Source organism: Rhizobium mesosinicum, assembly GCF_019511345.1.
Classification (GTDB): domain Bacteria; phylum Pseudomonadota; class Alphaproteobacteria; order Rhizobiales; family Rhizobiaceae; genus Rhizobium; species Rhizobium mesosinicum.
The window spans coordinates 214,358-228,225 of the sequence record NZ_JAEUAK010000004.1 but is presented as its reverse complement, the minus strand read 5'-3'; the positions used below and the strand labels follow the sequence as shown (position 1 = coordinate 228,225).

At 59.8% G+C, this 13,868-nt stretch carries 15 protein-coding genes and 1 pseudogene; 5 read left to right on the top strand and 11 right to left on the bottom strand.

Translation table 11 applies throughout. From position 1 onward, the window contains the following. Positions 1-25: 25 nt before the first annotated feature. Positions 26-1,006 carry a cellulose biosynthesis protein BcsN gene (gene bcsN, locus JNB85_RS12005; protein WP_220334578.1) on the bottom strand — a complete coding sequence of 327 codons (981 nt, stop codon included), beginning with the start codon at positions 1,004-1,006 and terminating at the stop codon, positions 26-28. A 409-nt stretch (positions 1,007-1,415) separates the two neighbouring features. On the opposite strand from bcsN, the gene JNB85_RS12000 reads away from it, so the two are divergent. Further along, the gene (locus tag JNB85_RS12000) at positions 1,416-1,736 is read left to right on the top strand and encodes a DUF1236 domain-containing protein (protein ID WP_220334577.1); all 321 of its coding nucleotides are present in this window, start codon (positions 1,416-1,418) and stop codon (positions 1,734-1,736) included. A 39-nt stretch (positions 1,737-1,775) separates the two neighbouring features. Here the strand turns inward: JNB85_RS12000 and JNB85_RS11995 are convergent, their stop codons facing one another. After that, positions 1,776-3,407, bottom strand: coding sequence for a response regulator (locus JNB85_RS11995; RefSeq protein WP_220334576.1), 1,632 nt, complete (start codon positions 3,405-3,407; stop codon positions 1,776-1,778). 192 nt (positions 3,408-3,599) lie between these two features. Here JNB85_RS11995 and JNB85_RS11990 point away from each other — a divergent pair, with 192 nt between their 5' ends. Next, the gene (locus JNB85_RS11990) at positions 3,600-3,941 is read left to right on the top strand and encodes a response regulator (RefSeq protein WP_220334575.1); all 342 of its coding nucleotides are present in this window, start codon (positions 3,600-3,602) and stop codon (positions 3,939-3,941) included. Between the two features lie 97 nt (positions 3,942-4,038). On the opposite strand, the gene JNB85_RS11985 is transcribed toward JNB85_RS11990, so the two are convergent. The 6 genes and pseudogenes from JNB85_RS11985 to JNB85_RS11960 form a co-directional block, all read right to left on the bottom strand. Further along, positions 4,039-4,581, bottom strand: coding sequence for a MerR family transcriptional regulator (locus tag JNB85_RS11985; protein WP_220334574.1), 543 nt, complete (start codon positions 4,579-4,581; stop codon positions 4,039-4,041). Positions 4,582-4,728: 147 nt separating this feature from the next. Then, positions 4,729-5,067 (bottom strand): integration host factor subunit alpha, encoded by a 339-nt coding sequence (locus tag JNB85_RS11980; protein ID WP_112566104.1) that lies wholly within the window; start codon positions 5,065-5,067, stop codon positions 4,729-4,731. A 105-nt stretch (positions 5,068-5,172) separates the two neighbouring features. Then, a complete protein-coding gene (locus JNB85_RS11975; protein WP_220334573.1) occupies positions 5,173-6,144 on the bottom strand; it encodes a beta-ketoacyl-ACP synthase III in 972 nt (323 codons plus the stop codon). A 20-nt stretch (positions 6,145-6,164) separates the two neighbouring features. Beyond that, complete coding sequence (gene plsX / locus JNB85_RS11970; RefSeq protein WP_220334572.1) at positions 6,165-7,211, bottom strand: phosphate acyltransferase PlsX; 1,047 nt, start codon at positions 7,209-7,211, stop codon at positions 6,165-6,167. Between the two features lie 101 nt (positions 7,212-7,312). Then, entirely contained in the window at positions 7,313-7,867 is a 555-nt protein-coding gene (locus tag JNB85_RS11965; protein WP_220334571.1) for a YceD family protein, read from the bottom strand. Positions 7,868-7,878: 11 nt separating this feature from the next. Further along, positions 7,879-8,470: pseudogene (locus JNB85_RS11960) on the bottom strand (ubiquinol-cytochrome C chaperone family protein). Between the two features lie 188 nt (positions 8,471-8,658). Between JNB85_RS11960 and JNB85_RS11955 the strand changes: the two are divergent. Continuing rightward, the gene (locus tag JNB85_RS11955) at positions 8,659-9,192 is read left to right on the top strand and encodes an outer membrane protein assembly factor BamE (protein ID WP_220334569.1); all 534 of its coding nucleotides are present in this window, start codon (positions 8,659-8,661) and stop codon (positions 9,190-9,192) included. A 73-nt stretch (positions 9,193-9,265) separates the two neighbouring features. Here JNB85_RS11955 and JNB85_RS11950 read toward each other — a convergent pair whose 3' ends face one another. From JNB85_RS11950 to ribH, 3 genes are all read right to left on the bottom strand, one after another. Next, a complete protein-coding gene (locus JNB85_RS11950) occupies positions 9,266-11,404 on the bottom strand; it encodes a sodium-translocating pyrophosphatase (protein ID WP_220334568.1) in 2,139 nt (712 codons plus the stop codon). A gap of 195 nt (positions 11,405-11,599) precedes the next feature. Next, the gene (gene nusB, locus JNB85_RS11945) at positions 11,600-12,082 is read right to left on the bottom strand and encodes a transcription antitermination factor NusB (protein ID WP_220334567.1); all 483 of its coding nucleotides are present in this window, start codon (positions 12,080-12,082) and stop codon (positions 11,600-11,602) included. A gap of 3 nt (positions 12,083-12,085) precedes the next feature. After that, entirely contained in the window at positions 12,086-12,541 is a 456-nt protein-coding gene (gene ribH / locus JNB85_RS11940) for a 6,7-dimethyl-8-ribityllumazine synthase (protein ID WP_220334566.1), read from the bottom strand. A gap of 342 nt (positions 12,542-12,883) precedes the next feature. Between ribH and JNB85_RS11935 the strand changes: the two genes are divergently transcribed. Together JNB85_RS11935 and JNB85_RS11930 are read left to right on the top strand one after the other, a co-directional pair. After that, positions 12,884-13,240: a hypothetical protein gene (locus tag JNB85_RS11935; protein WP_220334565.1), complete on the top strand. Its 357-nt coding sequence runs from the start codon at positions 12,884-12,886 to the stop codon at positions 13,238-13,240. Between the two features lie 124 nt (positions 13,241-13,364). Further along, positions 13,365-13,859: a cupin domain-containing protein gene (locus JNB85_RS11930; RefSeq protein WP_220334564.1), complete on the top strand. Its 495-nt coding sequence runs from the start codon at positions 13,365-13,367 to the stop codon at positions 13,857-13,859. Positions 13,860-13,868: the final 9 nt, after the last annotated feature.

The window sequence follows — 13,868 nt, the reverse complement described above, 5'->3', positions numbered from 1 at the left end:
GCGCATCCGTGCATTGGGATATTTGCTATTTCTGGCAGGCGGCCGTCATGGCCGCGTCCCCTATGCAATCAGGCGAAGGCACGGTCGCACCGATCGGCCTTGCCGGTTGTTGGATCGGCGCCGGCGTTTCTGCCGACGACTCTATCGCATTCGTATGTATGTCGTCATTCGGCAACGGCACGCGAGGGCCGACGGGCGGCTGCAGGACCGGTGCGGCAGATGGCGGCTGCGTCCGCGCGCGGCGCACGGCCACGGTCCCCGGCTGGCGTACCGCCGGAGCAGGTTCGTAACCGATCGGCATGCTATTCGGGCGATAACCGCCCTCATCCGGATAGATCGGCGCGCCGGTCTGGCCAAGCGCTGGATTGGCCGGCGGCGGTGCGCCATAGGGATTCCAGATATCGCCGTCGAAAGTGCCGGTGACCGTGTAGCCGTAGACGATACCGAGAAGCTGGCGCTCGGTGGCCCGGGCATCGCAAAGGCGCAGGCGGATCTGGATCATGCCGAAGTTGCGCGCCTGCGTCTGCGCGGACTGGCTGGAGCGGATTTGCTGCCAGGCGTAAATGCAGCTATCGCCGGCGCGACTGCGGCCCGACGCATAGCCGAAGGGACCGTAACTGTTCTGCAGGAAGGTCGCTGATGTCGCCATCGGAACCCCGGGAACCGAACGCGCCATCTCGCGGGCGATATCCCCTTGCCGGATCATCCTGTAGGAATCGCTGCTGGCGCCCGAATTGACGCCGGACGCGCCGAGAAACTGCGCTTTGAGGAAATTCTGGCCGGGGACCGAGGAGGAAGTAAACAGCGATATCGTCTGTTCCACGCCGTTTCCGCGCTTTCGCTCAATGACGCTGACGATCGACGGACCGCCCGGAGGTGGCAGCACAAGGGCCTTTTCGGGCTCTACGGTCTCAGGTCCGGCCGGCTGGCGCACTTCACCTGTCGACGTGCAGCCGGCTATCATGGCCGAAATAGCCACCACCGATATCGTCTTCGGAAAATGCATATCCTGGCCGTTGCTACCGTTTTTTTATCTCTGTCTGAGGGACAAAGCGCGACGAATTTCCGAATCAACAACCCCTATCTCATCCATAGGCATAAACGATGCCTATGGTTAACAAATGGTCAACATCTCGCCCACAGTTGCACCTGGTGAAGTGCGCGCACGCTCCACCTTTGCGGGCGCAACAAAAAAGGCAGCTGGCAAAGGATGCCCTGGAGGCTCTCGATCTTGCTCGACTCGTTCTTCTCCTTCACCTTAAAGGCGCAGGGTGCGAGGCACCGTCGCGGGGACGACAGGGCCGAACTCAACGACCGATCAAACCGATTCCAACCGACCACCTGCGCTTTGCCGGCGGAACCATGAAGCATGGGTGGCGTTTTCCCCGTGGCTGGGTAGGAAGAGGAGAATATCCATGCGCAAGACCATGCTGGCCACGGCCGCCCTCATGCTGACCGTCAGCTCCGCCGCCTTCGCGCAGAGCAGCGTCATCGTAACCGATCCGGCGCCGACCGGTTCGACCGTCGTGCTTCCGGGGGAAGTACGCACCTATGTGATGGAGCAGAGCGCGCCTTCCGTCGTCTATGACGGCGACATCGCCGTCGGCGCAACTCTTCCCGACACCGTGGAAATCCATAGTGTTCCCAACGCGGACGACTATGGCTATACCGTCATCAACGAGCGCCGCGTGATCGTCGAGCCACAGACACGCCGCATCATTCAGGTTCTCGAATAGGCTCTCGGCAGGGTGATGAGGTCTTGCAAGGCCTCACGCCTACCCCGCCGGAGGCTTGCTGTTCAGCACCTCGCGGACCTTATGAGCGAGCTGCTCCAGGCTGAAGGGTTTGGCAAGGAGCGAGACGCCGTGGTCCAGTACGCCGTTGTGAACGATAGCATTGCGGGTATAGCCGGTCGTGTAGAGTATCCGGATTTCCGGCCACTTCTCCATGACGGCATCAGCAAGCTGGCGGCCGTTCATCTGCGGCATAACGATATCGGTGAAGATGAGATCCACGCGTTCTCTCTGCATGACCTCCAGCGCTTCGGGACCGCCTCCGGCCTGTAACACGCTGTAGCCGAGCTCACGCAGGCTCTCGGCCGTCATTTCACGCACACTCTGGTCATCCTCCACGACAAGGATGGTATCATCGGCGCTGCCCTGCGGGATCGGTGTCATCGACGGCTCCGTTAAACGTGCGTCGCCGGAACCGACACGGCGCGGGAGATAGATTTTGACCGTCGTGCCCCGATCGATCTCGGAGTAGATCTTGATGTGTCCCCTGCTCTGCTTGACGTAGCCATAGACTTGGCTGAGGCCGAGGCCCGTGCCCTTGCCGGAACCTTTCGTGGTATAGAAAGGATCGAAGGCGCGTTCCAGAACCTCGGGTGACATGCCGATGCCGGTGTCCGTAATGCTGATCATCACATATTGGCCGGCCTCTACTTCCTGGTGCATGCGCGCGTAGCGGTCGTCCAGCTCCGTATTGGCCGTCTCGATGGTCAGATGCCCGCCGTCCGGCATGGCGTCGCGCGCGTTGACCGAGAGGTTGAGGATGGCATTTTCAAGCTGGCTCAAATCGGCGAAGGTCGGCCAAAGGCCGCCGGCCAGAACTGTTTCGATCCTGATCTGCTCGCCCAGCGTCCGGCGCAGCAGTTCCGACATGCCGCCGACCAGCTTGTTTGCATCTATGATTTCCGGTGCCAGCGGCTGCTGGCGTGAAAAGGCGAGCAGGCGCGCGGTCAGCACCGCCGCTCGCTGCGCTCCGTCCCTGGCGCTCTGGATCGAGTTCAGGAGGCGTGGATCCTCCCTACCGTTCAGCCGCCTCTGGGCAAGATCAAGGCTGCCGATGATGATCGCCAGCATGTTGTTGAAGTCGTGAGCGACGCCGCCAGTCAACTGGCCGATGGTTTCCATCTTCTGCAACTGGCGCACCTGGGCCTGGGCGGCGGCATGCTCTTCCATCTCCCGCTTGAGTTCGCCGGTGCGCTGAGCGACAGTCTCCTCCAGCTTCCTGTTGAAATCGTTGAGCGCTTCACGCAGATGCGATTGCCGGCCGTGTGATACGATGATCGCCTGCATCAGCCCGACGATGATGAGTGCATTGACGACGAAGGTCGAAAGGCCGATCCATTGGCCGAACGTGACGGGCCAGAAGATATCGTGCGGCTCGACGAAGAACTGCTGGACGACAAAGCCCGACAAGATGGCGGCGACCGCCCCTGGCCCGGCACCGCCGATGAAGCTTGCGATCAGCACCGCGGGCAAGAAGCTCAGAAAGGGAAAGCCTGAGAGATAATCGCCGGCCATAACACGCAGCAGATAGGTGAGCGCAACGGCGGCGACAGCGAGCGGATAGGTCAAAACCGGCCTATGACGCAGCCAGTCCGTGGCGCTCAACAAATCCATTTCCCAGCCTCATCCCTTCCGTTACGAAAACGGTCCCCCAGCTTTTGCACATCGAATCCGGCCAGGCAATATGCCGTCTCTTGCATTGCGGCGGTCCAGCCTTGACGAGTAGCCGGCTCGGGACAGATAAGCCGTAATGCCGAGCAAAGGGCCTGGCGCGGGTCTAAGCGAGGGTAAAGGGCGGACGGAACTATGAAGGATATATTCATCGTCGAAGACGATGCGCTGATCGCCATGTCGCTTGAGGAGATGCTCGAGGATCTCGGCTACCGCGTCAGTGCCAGCGTTCCGGATCTGGAGCAGGCGCTCGATGCAGCCCGGAACAAGGAGTTCGACGCGGCTATCCTCGACGTATCATTGGCTGGAAAGAGTTCGCTGCCGGTCGCAAAGCTTCTCGAGGCACTCGGCAAACCCTATGTCTTTGCGACGGGATATGGCAGCGCGCCGGAAGGCAGCAGTTCCGGCCAGCCTGTCCTCAGAAAACCGTTCCAGATCTCCGATCTCGAAAAGGCGCTGAAGGACATGCAGGTCTGAGGTGAATCGCGATCTTTCAGATTCATCCGCCGCGCTTTAAATTCTTGTCTCACGTATGTCGTTACTAAAACCGCTACGCACGTTTGCGCGACGTAATTTAGCGCACCTGATCGAGCAGACGCTTGCATTCCAGGAGATCGTAGAGTGCTTCCTGGAGAAGCGCCCGATCCTCCTTGCCGACACTCGATTTGCCGACCGAGATTTCCGGCTGATCGTCCTCACCGCTGACGAAATTGAAGAAGCGGCGCGTGATCGGGGGCTTGGCGCGACCAACGATCTGGTCCTCTTCCACCATGGCGACGCGCGGTTCACCCGCGACGGTGTCGTTCACGCTGGCCGAGAGTGCTTCGACGCTTGCAAGATCACCATGACCGACCGCGACCACAAATTTGTTGCCGTTTGTCTTCAGGAGCTTCTGAACACCCTTGATCGTATAACCGTGATCGTAAAGCAGATGGCGGATGCCTTTCAAAAGGTCGACATCCTCCGGCCGGTAATAACGCCGACCACCGCCACGCTTCATCGGCTTTATCTGCGGAAAGCGGGTTTCCCAAAAACGCAGCACATGCTGCGGCAGGTCGAGATCATCAGCAACTTCGCTGATGGTGCGAAACGCATCCGGGCTCTTGTCCAACGTCATACTGCTACGCGACCTCGCGGATCGATCCAAACGGCGACTCATCATATTTCAACGGTTTGGAGCCGCGAATTCAAGTCACGTCTTCGCGTTGCGCACAGCCGGAGGAGCCAAGCAGCAAAAAATTCCGTTCAGCGGAGAAAAAGATGATCAGGCAGCAGGATTTTGCGGCTTAGTTTTGCCCTTCCGGGCAATATGGGACTTGAGAATGCGCGTCTTGAGCACATTCGACGCCTTAAAGGTCATGACGCGGCGGGGCGAGATCGGAACTTCTTCGCCGGTCTTCGGATTGCGGCCGATACGCTCGTTCTTGTCACGCACCTGGAAGGTCGCGAAGGAGGATAATTTGACGGTTTCGCCACGCACGATCGCGTTGCAGATCTCGTCGATAACCGTTTCGACCAGTTCAGCAGATTCGGTCCGGGAGAGACCGACCTTCCGAAAAACGGATTCCGCCAGGTCTGCTCGCGTCACTGTCTTTCCGGTCATGGTTTCCCCGCCCAATAGAAATATTTTGTGAAAGTGGGCAAAGATTATTTGTCTTGTGCCTCACGGTCAAGCTCTTGTTCGCCGCCAGTTTTTTAGGATTCGTGCCTACCAGCGCAGCAAAACCGCACCCCAGGTGAAGCCGCCACCCATGGCTTCCAGCATCACGAGGTCGCCCTTCTTGATGCGTCCGTCGCCTGCTGCCGTCGCAAGTGCCAGCGGAATGGAGGCGGCGGACGTATTGCCGTGCAGATCGACGGTGACGACCACCTTTTCCGGGGCAATGTTCAGCTTCTTGGCTGAACCGTCGATGATGCGGCGATTGGCCTGGTGAGGGACCAGCCAGTCGAGATCCTCAGAGGTCGTTCCGGTCGAATCGAAAGCGGCCTGGATGACGTCGGTAATCATGCCCACTGCATATTTGAAGACCTCGCGGCCTTCCATGCGCAGTTTGCCGACCGTACCCGTCGAGGACGGACCGCCGTCGACGTAGAGTTTTTCCTTGTGCGAGCCGTCCGAGCGCAAATGCGCGGTCAGCACGCCACGGTCTGCCGTCGTCCCCTCGCCTTCGGCTGCTTCCAGTACGACCGCGCCGGCGCCGTCGCCGAAAAGCACGCACGTGGTGCGGTCATTCCAGTCGAGGATGCGGGAGAAGGTTTCGGCGCCGATGACGAGCACGCGCTTGGCAAGACCGCCGCGGATATAGGCGTCAGCCGTCGTCACCGCATAGACGAAACCGGTGCAAACGGCCTGAACGTCGAAGGCGAAGCCGTGCGCCATGCCCAGGCGAGACTGGATGTTGACCGCCGTCGCCGGGAAGGTGTTGTCAGGTGTGGAGGTGGCACAGATGATGACGTCGATATCGTCGGGCGTCAGGCCACCATTTGCGAGCGCCGCACGCGCTGCCGCCTCGCCAAGCGACGCCGTCGTTTCGCCATCGCCGGCTATGTAGCGCTGCCGGATACCGGTACGCTGGACGATCCATTCGTCCGACGTGTCGACGACACCTTCCATTTCACGGTTGGTCATCACGCGTTTCGGCAGCGCAGCCCCGAAACCACGAACCACTGATCGGATCATATTGCTTTGAACCCCGTCGCTCACGCGGCCTCAGGCCCCAATGGGGGCAGCCGCTTGGCATGATATTTTTTAAGATCGTTTTCTATTTTCTGGGTCAGGCCATTCTTGGCCATGTCATAACCGACTTCGATGGCCGCGGCTATGCCTTCGGCATTCGCCCCGCCGTGGCTCTTGATGACGATGCCATTCAGGCCAAGGAATACGCCGCCATTGACCTTACTCGGATCGAGCTTCTCGCGCAGCATGTCGAAGGCGCTCTTGGCGAACAGGTAGCCGATTCGGGCAAGCAGCGTGCGCGACATGGCGGCGCGCAGATAGGCCGCGATCTGCCGGGCCGTGCCTTCGGCCGCCTTCAGCGCGATATTGCCGGAAAAGCCTTCCGTCACCACCACATCGACCGTGCCCTTGCCGAGATCGTCGCCTTCGACGAAGCCGGAATATTCAAGCGAATCGAGGTTCGCCTCGCGCAGCAGGCGACCGGCCTCCTTGACCTCTTCCTGGCCCTTGATTTCCTCCACGCCAACGTTCAGCAGACCGACGGTCGGACGCTCCAGCTCGAAGAGCGCGCGCGCCATGGCGCCGCCCATGAGAGCAAAATCCATCAGCTGCTGCGAATCGGCGCCGATCGTGGCGCCGACATCGAGGACGATGCTTTCGCCCTTCATCGTCGGCCAGATGGCGGCGATCGCCGGGCGTTCGATATTGGCCATCGTGCGCAGACAGAACTTGGCCATTGCCATGAGCGCGCCGGTGTTGCCGGCGGAAACGGCAACATCGGCCTCGCCCGACTTCACCGCTTCGATCGTGCGCCACATGGTAGAGACATAGCGGCCGCGACGCAGCGCCTGGCTCGGCTTCTCTTCCATGCTGACGGCAAGTTCGCAATCGTGAAAGGTCGACTTTTCCCTGAGCTTGGGAAACTTCGCCAGAACCGGGTCGCACTGTTCCTTGATGCCGTAAAAGACGAAGGAAATATCCGGGTGCCTGTCCAGCGCCTTGGCAGCACCGGGGATGACAACCTGGGGACCAAAGTCGCCGCCCATGAGGTCGAGAGATATTCTGATCACGCGTCCCTGATCCTTCTCTTTCGCCTCAAGGACGAAATTTCGGCCAAAATACCGGTTTTGGCGTCGCTTACAACTGAATTGTGGCAAATGCCGGAGATGCTTCAGTCCTTTTTCCAGTCCTTGAGCGCGGCGAATGCAGAGGGCTTCCGGTCATTTTCGCCCGTATCCTCGATATGGGCCGCGAACTCTGCACCTTCCTTGCGCGGATAAGGATCGATGGCAAGTGCTGCGAATTCTGCGACGATCTCGCCGGCATCGATCGTATCGCCGGTAAAGGTCTCCGGCAGGTCGGGACCATCCGGATCGAGCACCATTTCGCCGGCATCATTGGCAGGATGACGGGCGAGCTTGGAATTTTCCGGCACGAAGATCTGCTCGAATGTCTCATCGATGTCGGATTCGACGGGCTCGAGCGTGACGACGCAGGCCTGGACGATCTTCGCCTGCACGCGCCCTTTGACGCGGATACCGTCGCGCTTCCACCTATTGATCTGCAGATCGGCATGGAGATTGTCCACCGACACGACGTTCCAGCTTTCGGCTAGCGCCTTCAGCTCTTCCTTGTCTGCGGTTACGCGCACTTCGACGGGATTGGCGGAAATATGGCCAACCTTGACGGGATAGGAAAAGGGAATCTCGCTCAGATCTTTCTTCATGATTCTTCTCCTCAGGCGACCTCAGGGATCGTCGCCGAACCGGTGGCGATCGCCTCTTCGGGAGTGACCGAAAGATGGGATTCCGCCGCCATCATCCAGTGCGCCAGGCCGCTCATATCTGCAGGCTCGGCGGCTTCAGGATAAATATTGCGCTGAAGTGCTGCGGAAAGGGCGGCAACGTCACCGGCATCCATCGTCTTCGAATAGGCTTCCAGCCGGCCGTAAAACATGCCAGCCAGCTTTTTCATGCGCTTCGGCACGCTGTTGTCGCCGATACCGAGCTCGCGGATCGAATAATCGATATCCTCAAAGAAGGCATCGACGATCTCCTGGGCGATCTCCTGGCCGCTCGTCCCGGACGTGCGGGTGCGGCGGAAAAACAGGATCATGACGATCGACAGCATCTCGAAGCGGCCCATGACGGTATCGGGGACGCCAAGGCGTTCATAGAGCTCCGGCATGCGGGCAGCAGCCGTAAGAACCGCATACTGCCGCTCGACGATGGTCTGGTTGCTGTTTCTCTTACCGAAGAGCCCGAAGATCATTTGTTTTTTCCGGAAATGCCACATTCTTAGCGCCAAGCGGCACCGGGCCTTGTTGCATGAATTCGAAAGCTGGTTTACCGAAGCAGGCGCGAATTGCAATGCTGTTCGTGGCCGGTTTCGGGACAGGTGCGCTCCGGTGCACAACGAGGCGGATCGGGAGAATTCGACCCCGGAATGGCCACAATGGTTTTGCAGGAGGAAGCACGCAGTATTTGGAATGGCTGCTATCGATACTCAAGGGAGTAGATGTCGTTGAAGAAACGGTATTTCAAGTCAGACATGAAATTCTTCAGCAATGCGGCCATTGCCATCGTAATCGCCTCCACCACTGCCCTTTCAGGCTGCCAGACGAGCACCGTGCTGAACGGCGGTTATATTGTCGACCAGCAGTCGCTGGCGCTGGTGCCCGAGGGCTCCAGCCGCGAGCAGGTGCTGCTGTCGCTCGGCACACCGTCCACGACGGCAACCTTCGACGGCGAAGTCTTCTATTACATCTCGCAGCGCCGCCAGCGCTCGATGGCCTACCAGAAGCTGCGCGTCACCGATCAGAGCATTCTCGCCATCTATTTCGACAAGGACGGCGTCGTGACGCGCCGCGCCAATTATACCCTGCAGGACGGCAAGGTATTCGACACGATTTCGCGCGTTACGCCGACCGGCGGCCGCGAACTTACCTTTCTGCAGCAGATGCTGTCTGGCGGCAGCGCGGCGAATGCGGCCCGCAGCCTGTTCGGTGGCGGTGCCGGCGGCACGCCGCAGAACCCGTCCAGCCTGCGTTAAGGCAAGCTGTTTCCCATACGAAAAACCCGCCGGAGCGATCCGGCGGGTTTTTCGTATTGTTGGCTAGTGCATCTTAATGCGCGAGAATCGCCAGCAGCAGCAACGCCACGATGTTGGTGATCTTGATTGCCGGGTTGACGGCGGGACCGGCCGTATCCTTGTAGGGGTCGCCGACGGTATCACCCGTCACCGATGCCTTGTGAGCATCCGAGCCTTTCATGTGGCGCACGCCGTCCTTGTCGACGAAACCATCCTCGAAGCTCTTCTTGGCGTTGTCCCACGCGCCGCCGCCTGAGGTCATCGAGATTGCGACGAAGAGGCCATTGATGATGACGCCGAGCAGCGATGCGCCAAGTGCTGCAAAGGCAGACGCCTTGGAACCGGAGATGATGAGCACGCCGAAATAGACGACGACGGGCGCCAGCACCGGCAATAGCGACGGAATGATCATTTCGCGGATCGCGGCCTTGGTCAGAAGATCGACGGCGCGGCCGTAATCCGGCTTTTCCGTGCCTTGCATGATGCCCGGCTTTTCACGGAACTGCTTGCGCACTTCCTCGACGATCGCGCCGGCCGCACGGCCGACAGCGGTCATGGCGATGCCGCCGAAAAGATAGGGAATCAGACCGCCGAACAAAAGACCGGCGACCACATAGGGGTTGGACAGATCGAAGGAGATCGAGCCGATATTCTGGAAATACGGATACTGATCCGGATGCGCGGCAAAATATTGCAGGTCGTTCGCATAGGCCGCAAAGAGCACCAGAGCACCGAGGCCGGCCGAGCCGATCGCATAACCCTTGGTGACTGCCTTCGTCGTGTTGCCGACGGCATCGAGCGCATCGGTGGACTTGCGCACTTCCGGGGGCAGGTGGGACATTTCCGCGATGCCGCCGGCATTGTCGGTGACCGGGCCGAAAGCATCGAGCGCAACGATCATGCCGGCGAGGCCTAGCATAGCGGTGACCGCGATGCCGGTGCCGAAGAGGCCGCCGAGCTGATAGGTCGCAAGAATGCCGCCGACGATAACGATTGCCGGCAGCGCCGTCGATTCCAGGGATACCGCAAGGCCCTGGATAACGTTGGTACCATGGCCGGTTACCGATGCCTGGGCGATCGAGACGACCGGACGCTTGCCTGTGCCGGTATAATATTCGGTGATGACGACGATCAGCGCGGTGACGACCAGACCAACGAGACCGCACACGAAGAGCTTCGTGCCTGTCACATCAAAGCCGGCGACCTGCCCGAGCGAACCCCAGCCGACCGTCAGCGAAGTCGCGGCTCCGAGACCGATGATCGACAGAAGGCCTGTCACGATGAGGCCCTTGTAGAGGGCGCCCATGATCGAACCATTCGGGCCGAGCTTGACGAAGAAGGTGCCGACGATCGAGGTGATGATGCAGGCGCCGCAGATTGCCAGCGGATAGATCATCGCCGACTGCAGAATGGGTGCGCCGGCAAAGAAGATTGCCGCCAGAACCATCGTTGCGACGACGGACACCGCGTAGGTTTCGAAGAGGTCGGCTGCCATGCCGGCGCAATCGCCGACATTGTCGCCGACGTTGTCGGCAATGGTTGCCGGGTTGCGTGGGTCGTCTTCGGGAATGCCGGCCTCTACCTTGCCGACGAGATCGCCGCCGACATCGGCACCCTTCGTAAAGATGCCGCCGCCGAGACGGGCGAAGATCGAGATCAGCGATGCGCCGAAGCCGAGCGCCACGAGGGAGTCAATGACCTCACGCGAGCCGGGCTCGTGTCCGAGCACGATCGTCAGCACGTAATAATAGATGGAGACGCCGAGCAGCGCGAGGCCGGCAACCAGCATGCCAGTTATCGCGCCCGACTTGAAGGCAATGTCCAGGCCGGACTTGAGGCTGGCGGATGCTGCTTGGGCGGTGCGCACGTTGGCGCGGACGGAAACGTGCATGCCGATGAAGCCGGCAGCACCCGAGAGGACGGCGCCGATCAGGAACCCGATCGCGGCCGTGGCGGAAAGAAGCAGCCATGCTGCAATGAAAACAACAATGCCTACGATGGCAATGGTTCTATACTGACGTGTCAGATAGGCCTGGGCGCCCTCGCGGATATAGCCCGCGATCTCCTGCATGCGGCTGTTGCCCTGATCGGCTGCAAGCACCGACCGGGTTGCCCAGATGGCATAGACCACCGAGAGCAGACCACATGCGATTACCAATAAAAGAATGGTCATTCGCTCTTTCCTCCCATAAGCCGGAACTCACTCCTTCTCCGGCGACGAATGCTGCTGAATCGACTCCTCTCCACAGAAACGCTCAACAGGCGAGCGGAGATTGCGTGGTCGATAACGTCGCGTCAAGACTGCAAAACTTCAAAAGCCTTGCAGTACCGCAGAAAGAACGGGAGGGGTTGTTTGGCGGCTGAGTGCCTACTTCTTCTGGTCGCCGCGCACCTGCTTTGCGATGCGGTCCAGAACGGCGTTGACGAGCTTGGGCTCATCGTCGTCGAAGAAGGCACGAGCGATCTCGACATATTCGGTGACGATGACGGCAACCGGCACATCCTTGCGGTCGACGAGTTCGAAGACGCCGGCGCGCAGGATGGCGCGCACGGTGCTATCGAGACGCGACAAGGCCCAGTCGTCCTGCAGGGCAGAGGCGATCAGCGGGTCGAGGCGGAGCTGGTCGCGCACGACGCCTGAGACGATCGAGCGGAACCAGCCGGCATCAGCCTTCAGATAGGTTTCCCCGTCAAGTTCCTGGCCAAGGCGATGCGCCTCGTATTCCGCTACGATCTCCAGAACGCCGGTGCCGCCAATATCCATCTGATAGAGCGCCTGCACAGCCGCGAGGCGTGCGGCGCCCCGCTGGTTGGCAGCCTTGACCGTTCGCTCGGTATTTTCGTCAGTCATTCTTTATGCACCCAGCTTCTTCTTCAGCCCGATCATGGTGAGAGCTGCACGGGCGGCGAAACCACCCTTGTCCTTGTCCGAACGGCGCACGCGCGCCCAGGCCTGTTCATCGTTCTCGACGGTCAGGATACCGTTGCCGATGGCAAGGGACTCGCTGACGGCGAGATCCATCAGAGCGCGCGAAGACTCGTTCGACACGATGTCGAAATGATAGGTCTCGCCGCGGATGACCATGCCGAGCGCGACGAAACCGTCATACTGCGTGCCATCATTATCCGCGCCATCGAGCGCCATGGCAATCGCCGCCGGAATTTCCAGCGCACCAGGCACGGTGACGACGTCGTAAGTGGCGCCCGCCTCTTCCAGGGCGAAGGTCGCGCCCTCCAGAAGAGCATCGGCCATGTCGTCATAGAAGCGCGCTTCGACGATCAAAATATGGGGAGCGGTCTCTTTCGGCATGGTTCACCTTCGGTTGGAGGGGCGTTTTCCACTCGGGCAGGCCGCGGTCAAAACATGCCTTCGAGCGAATGGCAAGCAAATTCGGGCAGCGCTTTGACGGAAAGACAAAATATCTGCAATAGGATAGCTCGGGCGCGCATCGCTGGGCGCAACGACGTGAAAAACATGCTTAGCCGGGTGGCGCAATAACGGCAAATCGAAGGCAGAATTCGTGAACAATTTGTAATTTATTTTCAGTGGCTTAAGCCATTGAAAGACCAACACTGCGGCGCCAAATCCCAATCGTAACGCAGACGATCCCTGTTGACAGCTGACCGTCGCAGCAGACGAAAGGATACCATCATGAACCGCGTTGCTAAAATTGCCATTGCCGCTGCTTTCTCCTCCCTTGCATTTGCCGGCATCAGCCGGGCTGAAAGCCTCGGCATGAATACCGAACGAGGTATCGAGCAGACGCTTCGCTCCTTCCAAGGCGACTTCAACATCCAGCCGGTCTACGACTGGCACAATCTCGACGACCAGACCACCGGTCCGCGCTCCGTCCTCCAGCGCTCGCAAAGCGCTGTCCATGCCATCCAGGCTTCCATTGATGCCAACAGGTCGCTGGCACACAAGCTCAACAATGATGGCGTCAATATCCGCAATGTCGTGAACGCCGAACAAGCAGCCGACGGCAGCATTACGTTCTACGTTCGCTGAGGCTGCCAACTACGCATGCGAGTATGGGCGGCTGATCTCCTCACTGCCCATACCGCCTTTTGTCGAAATCACTGTTGCATTTTCCGCCGGATAGGATTGTCTTCTCGCCAAAGCGGAGGACCCTATGGCAACGAACGCAAAACCGGTCATCAATACAGCCGATCTCTCCCTCGAACACTGGACGAAGGGAAAGCTCTTCGAGAGCCGCGACACGTCTTTCGGAAAACAGCTCGGGCTCACCAATCTCGGCATCAGCTACAGTGAGGTGCCGCCTGGCAAATCCGGCTGCCCTTTCCACAATCATCATGTGGAAGACGAGCTCTTCTATATCATCGAGGGCACGGGCGAATATCGCTTCGGCGAGCAGCGCTATCCGATCAAGAAGGGCGATGTGTTAGGCGCCCCCTCGGGCGGGCCGGAAACCGCTCATCAGATCATCAATACCGGATCAACGCCGCTGATCTATCTGGGCCTGTCGACGAAGGCGAAGACCGAGATCTGCGAATATCCCGATTCCGGCAAGTTTCTCGCCAAGACCAACCGCGACGGCGGTTCCTTCGGCCATATCGGCCGAGGCGAGAACACGCTCGACTACTGGGACGGCGAACCGGGACTCTGATGTCCGCTC